The organism is Nocardia jejuensis NBRC 103114 (assembly GCF_001613145.1).
Lineage (GTDB): Bacteria > Actinomycetota > Actinomycetes > Mycobacteriales > Mycobacteriaceae > Nocardia > Nocardia jejuensis.
Genome location: NZ_BDBU01000006.1, coordinates 151,907 through 163,947 on the forward strand (window position 1 = coordinate 151,907; position 12,041 = coordinate 163,947).

Here is a 12,041-nt window from a genome sequence, read left to right on the forward strand (position 1 = left end):
CATCGCGTGACCACCGAATCGAAGAACACGGGCCCGGTTCCGGGTGACGGGCCCGCGGAAAACAACCTGTCGCGATCCGCGGAGGCTTCTGATTCGGCGGCTGATCGGGGGAACCTGAGGCCGTCGGACGCACCGGTCCTGGGACCGCGGCCGGTCTATCGGCCGCACGTCGACAAACACACCGCGCGCGCCTTCCGCCGCCCCAACGGGCAGAGCGGGTCCTTCGCGGCCCGTTCCGGCGCGGGCGCCGCTGCCGCCGGCGCGTCGGGCGGTCTCGAATTGCAGAACCGCCCGCCGGACACGGTGCTGGCCGAGGCGTTCGGCCGTCCGGCCGGCTCCGAGGAGCTGCTGCAGCGCGATCCGGACGCGCAGGGCGACAAGGCCGCCCCCGCCGGTCCCAGCGATCCGTGGCGCGATCCGGACTCCGCGGCCCGGCTGGGCGCGCCCGCCGTCGGCACACCCGCTCCCGCACCGCGGGCCCCGGGCCGGCTGCTGACCGCTCGCGAGGTGCTGTTCGGCGGCAAGATCGCCCCGCGCGCACTCGCGATCCTGGCCGCCACCGCGCTCGTCATCGGTCTGGCCGGCGGCATCGTGGGCCGGATGACCGCGGAATCGGTCAGCGCGGCGACCTCGCGCAAGGTGACGCTGCAGTCCGCGGACAACGGGGACAAGCCGCACAACCAGATCACCAAGGTCGTGAACGCGGTCATGCCCGCGGTGGTGACCGTGCGCGCCTGGCTCGGCGACACCGGCTCCACCGGTTCGGGTGTCGTGATCGACGGCTCGGGCTACATCGTCACCAACAATCACGTGATCTCGCTGGCCGCCAACGACAAGAGCAACAAGGCGAAGCTGGACGTGGTGTTCTCCGACGGCAGCCGGGTGCCGACCACCATCGTGGGCCGCGACATCAAGTCGGATCTGGCGGTGCTGAAGGTCGACGTGAAGAACCTGTCGGTGATCCAGCTCGGCAATTCCGGTGACGTGCAGGTCGGCGACGACGTACTGGCGCTGGGTTCGCCGCTGGGCCTGGAGAAGACGGTCACCTCCGGCATCGTCTCGGCGCTGAACCGTCCGGTGAAGGTCGGCGGCGAGGGCACCGACACCGATGCCACGCTCGATGCCGTGCAGACCGACGCCGCCATCAACCACGGCAACTCCGGTGGCGCGCTGGTGGACATGCAGGGCCGGCTGATCGGCATCAACTCCGCGATCAAGTCCGAGAGCGGCGGTTCGGTGGGCCTGGGCTTCGCGATCCCGGTGGATCAGGTCAAGCGCATCTCACAGGCGTTGATCCGTGAGGGCCAGGTGTTCCATCCGATGCTCGGCGTCAGCGCCAAGACCAAGATCGTCGCCAATGACGTCATGAGCGGCGCGCAGGTGGCCGACGTGCAGGCCGGGAGTTCGGCCGCGCAGGCGGGCATCGTGGAGGGCGACGTGATCGTGAAGGTCGGCGATCGCGAGGTGTCGAGTCCGGAGGAGTTGACCGTGGCCGTGCAGTCGCACGAGATCGGTCAGACGGTCACCGTGCGGCTCATCCGGGACGGCCGCGAGGTCGATGTTCCGGTGACCCTGCAGTCGGACAAGAAGCCGTAGGCCCGGACGGTGTCAGCGCAGGTGCGGCGGCTGGAGCAGTCGAATCGGACACGGGTAGCCTGGTCTCGTGTTCAGTAGTATCAGCTGGGGCGAGATGCTGATTCTGGTCGTCGCCGCGCTCGTGATTCTCGGCCCGGAGCGTCTGCCCGGCGCCGTGCGCTGGACCACCGGCGCCCTCAAGCAGGTGCGTGATTACGCCACGGGCGCGACCTCGCAGTTGAAGCAGGAGCTCGGTCCGGAGTTCGAGGAGATCCGCAAGCCGCTCGAGCAGCTGAACGAACTGCGCGGTATGAATCCTCGTGCGATGGTCACCAAACATCTTCTGGACGGCGACGATTCGTTGTTCACCGGCAAATTCGACAAGCCTGTCACGTCCACGAACAGCGGTTTCGGTGAAATCGCCATGCCCGGTGTACAAAAACCGCTGGAGCGCAACGAACGTCCGCCGGTCGATCCCGACGCCACCTGAGATCAATCCTGTCTAGCGGACTAGACACATGTGGCTGTCCAGCTATCTAGACTGCGCTCATGTCGGCCGACGAGGTGGCCCGGGTATTCGCGATCGAAGACAAGGTCGAACGCCTGAAAGCCGCCACCGAAGGCGTGGCTGCCGCGCAGCAGCAGATCAACGAGCTGACGCGCATCCGCCGCGCTGTTATTCGAGAGCTGCACGCCGAGGGCTGGACGTTTGCCAGAATCGGTGCGGCAGCGGGACTTTCCCGGGCCCGCATCCATCAGGTCAGCACCCAGGGACCGGTACCGGAGGGCCTGTTCTTCGGCCACGGACCGCTCACCATCGTGACCCCGGATGTGCGCAGCACGACCCGATCCATCGCGCTCGTGGGCGCGCCGGACCCGGCCGCGCCGCATCGCCTCGTGGAACTGCTGCGGGAGCTGGGCTTCACCGCCAACGTGCAGCGCTTCCTACCCGGCCGCCCGCTCGATCTGGACCGTGAGGGCCTGATCGTGCTCGGCGGACCCGAATTGTCGCCCAGTCTGCGCTATCTCGTTGCCGCCGACCCCCGGCTGCGCCGCACGGTGGCGCGCGCGGGCCGGGTGCGCCGGGGCATCGAGGACCGGGCCGCGCGCCGGGTGTACAGACCCGGCGGCACCGAGCCCTACGACATCGCCTATCTGGCCCGGCTGCCCCGCCCCGACGGCAAGGGCACCGTGCTCGTCATCGACGGCCTGCATCCGCCCGCGTCCCTGGGCGCGATCCGTTTGCTGGCAACGAGACTCGCGACCCTGCACGAGCGTGCCGCGACCCACCCGTTCTCCGCGGTGGTGGGCGTGCGCTACGACCGCTCGACCGGTGAGCCGATCGAAGCGGACCTGCTCACTCCGATCTACCGCCACGACCGCTGAGCCGCCGCCGCGGCGGCACCGCCGCCACATACACTGTGCCGCAACGGGTTCGGCGCCGATTCGAGATCAGACGACCGCGTACGGATACGCCGCGGCCCGCCCCTGGAACGACAGGATGCGCAGATTCTGGACCCGCCCGTCGCGGATCTCGATCGCACGCCGGACGGTCTCGCTGCCGTCCCAGGCATCGGGCCCGGCCATCACGATCGGCAGGTACTCCAGCAGCGCCTCGGAGTTCTCCCAGGTGGCCGAGTTCCACAGGAACGAGGGGCTGTGGTCGACGCCGTAGTAGTGCAGGTCCTCCCCGACGGTGAACATCGGATCGGTGAACGAGGTCGGGCGGGCCCATTCGAAACCCATGCCCTCGTCGCAGGAGACGTCGACGAAGAGGGTGCCGCGCGGGAACAACGGCAGATCCTCGTTCATCACGAACATCAGCGGTTCCTCGGTGTCCTGCAGGATGCAGTTGACCACGATGTCGTACTGGGCCAGCATCTCCGCGAGCGGCCCGGGTTCGGGCGCTTTCAGTGCCAGGGTGTGGCTCGGGTTCGCCGGGTCGCGCGCGAAGTGCTGCATCCGCACCGAGGCGAACGGTGAGGCGACCGCCGACACGCTGCGCTGGGTCAGCACCGTGACATCGCTGATCCCGAGCGCCGAGAGCGCGCGCACCGCACCGCGCGCGGTCGCGCCGAAGCTGATCACGGCCGCGCGCATCCGCCGGCCGTAATCGCCGCTGGACCCGCGCAACTGCAGGGCGTGCAGGACCGAGCAGTAGCCGGCCAGCTCGTTGTTCTTGTGGAAGACGTGGACGCTGAAGTTTCCCTCCTTGGTCCAGTGGTTCATCGCCTCCCAGGCGATCAGGGTGAGGCCGCGGTCGATGGCGAGCTGGGTCATGCGCTCGTCCTGGACGCAGTGCGGCCAGCCCCAGACGACCTGTCCGGGGCGCAGGTTCTCGAGGTCCTCGGGCAGCGGTTTGGGCAGCAGCAGCACATCGCATTCGGCGAACAGCTGCTCGCGCGTGCGGTGGCCACCCACGAACGGCGCCAGGTGTGCGTCGGTGAATCCGAATCGGTCGCCGTAGCCGTGCTCGAGGAAGACGCGGTCGCGAAGCCCCGGATCGATCTGGTCGAGGTGGGCGGGATGGATAGCCAGTCGGTGCTCGTCCTCTTTGCGAGAGGTCGCAACTACACCGATGGTCAGTTGCTTCACCTGGTGAGCCTACGCGCCGTCGTTGCCGCTGGTCCGGGCGGCAACGACGGGTGTTCAGGCGGCGTATTCCTCCGGGCGCAGGGTGTTCATCGGGGGCCGGTCCGCCAGTGAGACTTCCGTCGACTGCGCCATGAATTCGCCTCCCACCATGGGGAATTGGGTCAGCGCGGCGCCGGAGTCCGGTACGCCCGCCCGGCCCAGCACGGTGCCCAGGATCTGGCGGCTCATCACCCCGAGTTCGGACAGCGGGCGGTTACGGTGTTGGCGCACACCGAGATTCACCTGCCCGATGGCGCCGATGCCGAGCATGTCGTGGGTATCGAGCAGCAGCCCGATCTCCACGCCGTAGCCGGGCGCGAAGGGCACCGAGGTGAGCAGTTCCCGGGTGCCCGCGTACTCACCGCCCAAGGGCTGCAGCACATTCGACAGTTCCGGGCGCAGCGCGGCCAGCAGCGGCCGGGCCACCAGTTCGGTGACGCGCCCGCCGCCGTTGTCGTCGATGTTCCTGCCCTGGCGCAGCGGACGGCGATAGAACGCCTTGACCAGGTGCATGCCGTCCACGGTCAGCAGCGGGCCCAGGAGTTTGGGCACGAACATCGGATCGGGATCGATCAGATCCGAGTCGACGAAGGCGACCAGGTCTCCGGAGGTGACCGCGAGCGAGCGCCACAGCACCTCGCCCTTGCCCGGGACCGGATCGAGTTCGGGTACGGCTTGTTCGCGGGTCACCACACGCGCTCCTGCGGCCGCAGCGCGCTCGGCGGTGGCGTCGGTGGACCCGGAGTCCAGAACCAGCAGTTCGTCCACCAGCGTGCCCAGCAGCGGCCGGATACTGGCCACGACGCTGGCGACGGTGTCCTGCTCGTTCAGTGCGGGCAGCACTACGGAAACTGTGCGGTCGCCTTTTGCGGCGACGAGTTCTTGCACCGTCCAGTCCGGACGGTCCCAGGTATTCGAGTTCACCCAGTTGCTGTTCTTCATGCGAGACCTCGCAGGGTTCGGGCGGGTGGGCGCAGGCCCTGGATGGCGGCGATCATGTCGACGACTCGGCGAGTGGCGGCCACCTCGTGCACCCGGAAAACGCGGGCGCCCGCGGCGGCGGACCAGGCGGTCGCTGCCAAGGTGCCCTCCAATCGTTCGGACAGACCGACACCAAGAGTCTCTCCGATGAAATCCTTATTACTCAGCGCCATCAAGACGGGCCATCCGGTATTCACAAGAACGTCTACGGCCCGCAACAATTCGAGCCCGTGATACGTGTTTTTACCGAAATCGTGGGTCGGATCGATGAGAATCGAGTCCTTGGCCACCCCCGCGGCCGCAGCATTTTCGGCGGCGGCCACCACGGTTCCGGTCACCTCGGCGACCACGTCCGCGTAGCGCACCCGGTGCGGCCGGGTGCGCGGGATCGCCCCACCGGTGTGGCTGCACACGATGCCGACACCGAGTTCCGCGGCCACCCCGACCAGGTCCGGATCGGCCCCCGACCAGGTGTCGTTGATCAGATCCGCGCCGACGCCGACCGCGGCGCGCGCCACCTCGGCCCGCCAGGTGTCCACGCTGATCAGCAGCTCGGGAAAGCGCTCGCGAATAGCGGCGACGAACGGGACCACCCGCCGAGCCTCCTCGGCGGCGTCCACCTCGGATCCGGGACCGGCCTTCACCCCGCCGATATCGACCAGATCCGCGCCCTCGGCCACGGCCCGGGCAACCGCCGCCATGGCGGCCTCGTCACTGAACGTCGCACCCTTGTCGTAGAAGGAATCCGGCGTCCGGTTCACGATCGCCATCACCAGCGCCCGATCCGTCGCCACCGGCTTCCCGCACAATGTCGGCAACGGCGCACACATGCCCCCCAATGTACCGACCGGTGTTTTGTTTGCCTCCGCTGCGCTCCGACGGGGTTCGTGGCCCTGTTACCTCGGTGCCGGAGATGGCCTTCGGGAGGTGTGGGCGGCGACTCACGAGGGTCCGGGCCACGACTCACGAGGGTTGAGGCACGGCTCCCGGGAGCCGGGGCGGCGAGGTCAGTTGCGGGGGGCCTTGGCGGCGGCCACGTCGGACGCGTAGTCGGGGTAGGCGGGGACGTAGCCGTCGGTGCGGCCCGCGAGCACGTAGAGGGTGCCCTCGGCGTCCGCGTCGAAGCCCTGTTTGCGCAGTTCCACCTTGCGGCTCTTGAAGGTGGAGGTCTGCTCCAACTCGGCCACGATCCGGATGAACAGTGGCACCGCGTAGCCGGGCAGCCGCTCGTACAGGGCCTTGGCGGCGAGCTTGCCGTCGAATTCGGCGCCCTCGGCGAGGGTCACCGCGGCCATGCCCGCCTTGCCGTCGGTGCCGGGGATGTCGACGCCGAAGACGACCGCCTGGGTGACCTCGTCGAGTCCGTCGAATCCGCCCTCGACCTCGGTGGTGGCCACGTTCTCGCCCTTCCAGCGGAAGGTGTCGCCCAGGCGATCGACGAAGGCGATGTGACCCCAGCGCTGATCGCGCACCAGATCGCCGGTGTCGAACCAGCAGTCGCCGGACTTGAATCCGTCACGCACGAGCTTGGATTCGGTGGCTTCCTTGTCGGTGTACCCGTCGAACGGGGAGCGGTCGGTGACCTTGGCCAGCAGCAGGCCGACGCCGCCGGGCCGCACGCGACGCACCTTGCCGTCCGCGCCGCGCTTGGCTTTGCCGGTGGCGTCGTCGTATTCGACGATGGCGAAGGGCAGCGGGGTGAATCCGGCCGTCCGGTCGAGGCTGAAGGCGTTGATGAAGGCGACGTTTCCCTCACTGGCGCCGTAGAACTCGACGATTCGCTTGATTCCGAATCGCTGCTGGAATTCGTCCCAGATCTCCGGCCGCATGCCGTTGCCGACGGCGAGCCGGACGCTGTGCGTGCGGTCCCCGCGCCGGGCGGGCTGGTTCAGCAGGTAGCGGCACAGTTCGCCGATGTAGACGAAGGCGGTGGCCTGAGTGGATATCGCCTCGTCCCAGAAGCGCGAGGCCGAGAACTTGCGTCCCAGTGCGAAAGTCGCGCCGCCGGCGATCACCGAGGACAGCGCCACGGTGAGCGCGTTGTTGTGATAGAGCGGCAGGCAGCAGTACAGCGTGTCGTTGCCGTCCAGGCGCACGCCGAGCCCGCCGATCCCGGCCATGGACTTGGTCCAGCGCAGATGCGTCATGACGCTGGCCTTGGGCAGGCCGGTGGTGCCGGAGGTGAAGATCAGGTAGGCGCGCTCCTTGGCCGTGATCTGTTCACACACCGCGGGATTCGCGGAATCGGCGGTGGCGGAGAGCTTTTCGAGCTCGTTACCCCACAGCAGGTTCGGGCGGGGCTGCGCGAGGGTGTCCAGGGCCTCCTCGCATTCCTCGCCGATCACGTCCACCCGGGAGTTCAGCAGCCCGAAGCTGTGCTGCAGCACGGTGTCTCGCTGATTGTTGTTGAGCAGTCCGGCGGTGGCGCCGAGTTTCACGGTGGCCAGCACGGTGAACAGCGCCTCGGGCCGGTTGGTCATCAGAATGCCGACCACGTCGCCGCGCTCGACGCCGCGCGCGGCCAGCACGCTCGCGTAGCGATTGACCTGAGCGTTGGCCTCGCCCCAGCTGTACACGCGCCCTTCGAATTTCAGGAAGGGCCGGTCCGGATGCTTGGCGGCGCCGCGCTGGAAGAACAGGCCGATGGACGCGCGATCCCCGGACTTCACCAGCATGTGCGCGGCATTGCGGAGCATGCCTGGCGCCTGCAGCGCCATCGCGGGCAGACTGCGGGCCAGGTCCAGCAGGCTCACAGTCGAGCGGGCATCGTTGTTCACGTCGTATTGCTCCTCACCGGGGTCGTGCTCACGCGGCGCGTGCGGGTTCATCCCTCGAACTGGGACTGCCCCGGTGCGCCCGATTCATACCCTTGCGGATGAATGTCGGGTTGTCGAGTGAAACCAGTTGGTCTCACTTACTCTGGCGTGAATTCTCACCAATGCGGCGCGATCGGTCAATACCCGGTTCACGAAACCGGATTCAGGGCCGCGAACGCCTCGGACAGCTCGGCGGTCAGCACCACCGTGTCCAACGCCTGGCGTCCGACGAAGCCTTTCTCCCGAAGCTCGTCGATCCAGGCGAACAGGCCGCGATAGTGCCCGCCGGGATCGAGCACCACCACCGGCTTCTCGTGCACCCCCAGGTATGCCCCGGTCCACGTTTCGAACAGTTCCTCGAGCGTGCCGATGCCGCCGGGCAAGGTCAGGAAGGCGTCGGCCCGATCCTCCATGATCTGTTTGCGCTCACGCATGGAGTCGGTGACGATCAGCTCGTCCGACTCCACATCCGCCATCTCGCGGTGCACCAGCTTCTTCGGGATGACGCCGACGGTGTTCGCGCCCGCCGCCCGCGCCGCCGTCGCGACCGCGCCCATCATCGACACGTGCCCGCCGCCGGACACCAATTGCCAACCGCGACGGCCGATCTCGGCCCCCACCGCGGTCGCCAGATCCAGCGCGGCCTGGTCACCGGCGCTGGCCGAGCAGTACACGCACACCGAATACGACTCGCTCACCACTGATCTCCCACCGATCCGTCCTCGCTCGCGGCGCGCGCCTCGGCGGCGGCCACCACGATCTCCACCAACTCCTCCACGCTGTCGGTCACGTGCAGCAGGTTCAGGTCACCCGGTCCGATCTTGGCCGAGCCCAGCAGCGAGTCCCGCATCCAATCCACCAGTCCCGACCAGTATTTGGTGCCGAACAGGATGATCGGGAAGCGGGTGATCTTGCGCGTCTGCACCAGCGTCAGCGCCTCGAACAACTCGTCCATGGTGCCGAAACCGCCTGGCAGACAGACGAATGCCTGCGAGTACTTCACGAACATGGTCTTGCGGGCGAAGAAGTACCGGAAATTGATGCCGAGGTCGACCCACTCGTTGAGGTGCTGTTCGAACGGCAGCTCGATGCCGAGCCCGATCGAATAGCCGCCCGCCTCGGACGCGCCCTTGTTCGCGGCCTCCATGCCGCCGGGCCCGCCGCCGGTGATCACCGCGAAACCGGCCCGCGCCAGCGCCCCGCCGATCGCGACTCCGGCCTGATACTCCGGGTGGTCGGCGGGTGTGCGCGCCGAGCCGAACACCGAGACCGCGCGCGGCACCTCGGCCAAAGCGCCGAAGCCCTCGACGAATTCGGCCTGGATGCGCAGCACCCGCCACGGATCGGTGTGCACCCAGTCGGTCGGGCCGCGCTCGTCCAGCAGGCGCTGATCGGTCGTCCCGGAGTTCTCCTTGCGGTCACGCCGCAGCATTATCGGACCCCGGAAGGTGGGCGTTTTCGGGGAACGGCTGCCGTCTTGTTCGGCCTCAGCAGACATGCAGCCAACCGTACCCGGTTCAGCCTTTGTCGCCGGTGAGATAGCTGCGCAGCATGGAGGTGACCTGGGTGATCTGTTCCACAGGCAGGTGCTCGTCCCGCTTGTGGGCCAGATTCGGGTCGCCGGGACCGAAATTCACGGCCGGGATGCCGCGAGCGGCGAATCGGGAGACATCGGTCCAGCCGTACTTGGCGCGGACGCCGCCGCTGCCGTGCGCGTGCACGATCTCGATCAGGTCCTTGGCGGCCGGGGCGGACAGTCCGGGCAGCGCGCCCGGGGAGCCGTCGGTGCGTTCGAAATCCAGTTCCAGTCCGGCGAAGACCTCGCGGACGTGTTCGGTGGCCTCGTCCAGGGTGCGGTCGGGGGCGAAGCGGAAGTTCACGTCCACCTCCGCGACATCGGGCACCACATTGCCCGCGACACCGCCGGAGACGCGTACCGCGGACAGACCCTCGCGGTAGACGCAGCCGTCGATCTCGACCTCGCGGGCCCGGTAGCCGGAGAGTCGCTCGAGGATCGGCGCGAGGCGGTGAATGGCGTTGTCGCCCAGCCAGGCTCGCGCGGTGTGGGCCCGCACGCCGGAGGTGGTCAGGCGCACGCGCAGGGTGCCCTGGCACCCGGCTTCGACCCAGCCGCCCGAGGGTTCGCCGAGGATGGCGAGGTCGCCCTCGAGCCATTCGGGCAGTTCGCGTTCGATCCGGCCGAGGCCGTTGAACTCCGCGGCGATCTCCTCGGCGTCGTAGAAGATCAGCGTCAGGTCGTGCACGGGGTTCGCGACGGTGGCCGCCAGATGCAGGAAGACCGCGTCGCCGGACTTCATATCGACTGTGCCGCAACCGAACAGCAGTCGCTCGCCGTTCGGACCGGTCTCGAAGCGACTGGGCACGTTGTCGGCGATCGGCACGGTGTCCAGATGCCCGGCCAGGATGACCCGGGTGGCCAGGCCGCGATTGGTGCGCGCCAGCACGGTATTGCCGTGCCGCAGGATCTCGTAGCCGGTGGTCTGCTCGCGCAATGCCTTCATCACGATGTCCGCGATCTCGGCCTCGTTCTTGGACACGCTGGGGATGTCCACGAGGGCGGCGGTCAGGGTGATGGGGTCGGCGCTCAGATCAACGGTCACTCCATCCACCCTAGGGGAGGAGCCGCCTCCGTTCTCGGCATAGACCTGCGCGGGTACGAATCGACACGCATTCGCCGCGCACTTCTTATCGGTGACCGGCGGACCGGGCGGCGACGACCGGGCAACCAAGGGTTACCTCAGAGGGCGTTCACCACGCGCGATCGCGGGCCGGTAACCTCTAGAAACGTGAGCATTCAGGGAGCAGCAGCAGTCGGCGTCGCCACCATCACCGCCAACGGGACGGTGCTGGACACCTGGTACCCGTACCCCGAGCTCGGGGAGTTCGCCGAGGCGGGCACCACTCGGCTCGACGCCTCCGATGTCGAGTACGCCAAGTTCGCCGATCTGGTCGGCGTGGACGAGGCGCGCCGCGTCGAGACCGTCATCGTGCGCACCGTCATCGCGGATCTGGCTGCCGCGCCAGTGGATACGCACGACGTCTACCTCCGCCTGCACCTGCTCTCGCACCGCCTGGTCCGCCCGCACGGGCTGAACCTGGACGGCATCTTCGGCCTGCTGGCCAATGTGGCGTGGACGAACCACGGCCCGTGCTCGCTCGAGGAACTGGAGCTGACCCGCCTGAAGCTGCGCGCCCGCGGCCCGGTCACCGTGTACAGCGTGGACAAGTTCCCGCGCATGGTCGACTACGTGGTCCCGTCCGGCGTGCGCGTCGCCGACGCCGACCGCGTGCGCTTGGGCGCGCACCTGGCCTCGGGTACCACGGTCATGCACGAGGGCTTCGTGAACTTCAACGCCGGCACCCTGGGCAACTCGATGGTCGAGGGCCGCATCTCCGGCGGTGTGCTGGTCGGGGACGGCTCCGATGTCGGCGGCGGCGCGTCGATCATGGGCACCCTGTCCGGCGGCGGCAAGCAGGTCATCTCGCTCGGCGAGCGCTGCCTGCTGGGCGCGAACTCGGGTCTGGGCATCTCGCTCGGCGACGACTGCGTGGTGGAGGCGGGCCTCTACGTCACCGCCGGCACCAAGGTCACCCTGCCGGACGGCGCGGTCATCAAGGCCGCCGAGCTGAGCGGCAAGTCCAACCTCCTGTTCCGCCGCAACTCGCTCTCGGGTGCGGTGGAAGTGGTGGCGCACAAGGGTTCCGGCATCGAGCTGAACGCGGCGCTGCACGCCAACGACTGAACCACCAGCTACGAGAACCGCCCCGTCGAGCCGACGGGGCGGTTTTCGTATGTTCGGGTATGCCTCGCGCACTCGGCTGTCGCCGCGGCGTGGCCGAATCGACCGGCGGTGCCAGGTCCGGCCCTGCAACGCGTCCGAGGCCCGATGCCACCGAGTTGGTGTCACGGCCCGGCGGGTCGGGTAGCAGGTCGGTTCGGACGCTGCGCCGGTCGGTCCGACTGCGCGATCAACCCTGCGAGGTGCTCACCACCGAGCTGCTCACCCGCATGCC

The 12,041-nt window shown here is 68.4% G+C and carries 11 protein-coding genes; 4 read left to right on the forward strand and 7 right to left on the reverse strand.

Features of this window, described 5'->3' with window-relative positions; genetic code table 11:
• The first annotated feature begins 6 nt into the window (after positions 1 to 6).
• The 3 genes from NJ1_RS05610 to NJ1_RS05620 all read left to right on the forward strand — a co-directional run bounded on the left by NJ1_RS05610 (position 7) and on the right by NJ1_RS05620 (position 2,961).
• On the forward strand, positions 7 to 1,596 hold the full coding sequence (locus tag NJ1_RS05610; RefSeq protein WP_084477774.1) for a S1C family serine protease: 1,590 nt from the start codon (positions 7 to 9) through the stop codon (positions 1,594 to 1,596).
• A gap of 67 nt (positions 1,597 to 1,663) precedes the next feature.
• Entirely contained in the window at positions 1,664 to 2,065 is a 402-nt protein-coding gene (gene tatB, locus NJ1_RS05615) for a Sec-independent protein translocase protein TatB (RefSeq protein WP_067688248.1), read from the forward strand.
• A gap of 59 nt (positions 2,066 to 2,124) precedes the next feature.
• The gene (locus NJ1_RS05620; RefSeq protein WP_067688252.1) at positions 2,125 to 2,961 is read left to right on the forward strand and encodes a hypothetical protein; all 837 of its coding nucleotides are present in this window, start codon (positions 2,125 to 2,127) and stop codon (positions 2,959 to 2,961) included.
• Between the two features lie 66 nt (positions 2,962 to 3,027).
• Here the strand turns inward: NJ1_RS05620 and NJ1_RS05625 are convergent, their stop codons facing one another.
• From NJ1_RS05625 to dapE, 7 genes are all read right to left on the reverse strand, one after another.
• A complete protein-coding gene (locus NJ1_RS05625; RefSeq protein WP_067688255.1) occupies positions 3,028 to 4,170 on the reverse strand; it encodes a N(5)-(carboxyethyl)ornithine synthase in 1,143 nt (380 codons plus the stop codon).
• 54 nt (positions 4,171 to 4,224) lie between these two features.
• Positions 4,225 to 5,151, reverse strand: a complete 927-nt coding sequence (locus NJ1_RS05630; protein ID WP_067688258.1) for a glucosyl-3-phosphoglycerate synthase — start codon at positions 5,149 to 5,151, stop codon at positions 4,225 to 4,227.
• Positions 5,148 to 6,020, reverse strand: coding sequence for a dihydropteroate synthase (gene folP, locus NJ1_RS05635; protein ID WP_067688261.1), 873 nt, complete (start codon positions 6,018 to 6,020; stop codon positions 5,148 to 5,150). The genes NJ1_RS05630 and folP overlap by 4 nt, the downstream gene beginning before the upstream one ends.
• Before the next feature lie 177 nt (positions 6,021 to 6,197).
• The gene (locus tag NJ1_RS05640; protein WP_067688264.1) at positions 6,198 to 8,018 is read right to left on the reverse strand and encodes a long-chain-acyl-CoA synthetase; all 1,821 of its coding nucleotides are present in this window, start codon (positions 8,016 to 8,018) and stop codon (positions 6,198 to 6,200) included.
• 137 nt (positions 8,019 to 8,155) lie between these two features.
• The gene (locus NJ1_RS05645; RefSeq protein ID WP_084477775.1) at positions 8,156 to 8,707 is read right to left on the reverse strand and encodes an LOG family protein; all 552 of its coding nucleotides are present in this window, start codon (positions 8,705 to 8,707) and stop codon (positions 8,156 to 8,158) included.
• Positions 8,701 to 9,504 (reverse strand): LOG family protein, encoded by an 804-nt coding sequence (locus NJ1_RS05650; protein WP_067688270.1) that lies wholly within the window; start codon positions 9,502 to 9,504, stop codon positions 8,701 to 8,703. Before NJ1_RS05650 ends, NJ1_RS05645 begins: the two co-directional genes overlap by 7 nt.
• Positions 9,505 to 9,523: 19 nt before the next feature.
• Positions 9,524 to 10,627 (reverse strand): succinyl-diaminopimelate desuccinylase, encoded by a 1,104-nt coding sequence (dapE, locus tag NJ1_RS05655; protein ID WP_067688274.1) that lies wholly within the window; start codon positions 10,625 to 10,627, stop codon positions 9,524 to 9,526.
• 186 nt (positions 10,628 to 10,813) lie between these two features.
• Between dapE and dapD the strand changes: the two genes are divergently transcribed.
• A complete protein-coding gene (gene dapD / locus NJ1_RS05660; protein ID WP_067688277.1) occupies positions 10,814 to 11,770 on the forward strand; it encodes a 2,3,4,5-tetrahydropyridine-2,6-dicarboxylate N-succinyltransferase in 957 nt (318 codons plus the stop codon).
• Positions 11,771 to 12,041 lie beyond the last annotated feature (271 nt).

Excerpts from the sequence above, each read along its gene's own strand:
- NJ1_RS05620 (WP_067688252.1), top strand. The coding sequence starts at position 2,125 with ATGTCGGCCGACGAGGTGGCCCGGGTATTCGCGATCGAAGACAAGGTC.
- NJ1_RS05630 (WP_067688258.1), bottom strand. The coding sequence starts at position 5,151 with ATGAAGAACAGCAACTGGGTGAACTCGAATACCTGGGACCGTCCGGAC.
- folP (WP_067688261.1), bottom strand. The coding sequence starts at position 6,020 with ATGTGTGCGCCGTTGCCGACATTGTGCGGGAAGCCGGTGGCGACGGAT.
- NJ1_RS05640 (WP_067688264.1), bottom strand. The coding sequence starts at position 8,018 with ATGAACCCGCACGCGCCGCGTGAGCACGACCCCGGTGAGGAGCAATAC.
- NJ1_RS05650 (WP_067688270.1), bottom strand. The coding sequence starts at position 9,504 with ATGTCTGCTGAGGCCGAACAAGACGGCAGCCGTTCCCCGAAAACGCCC.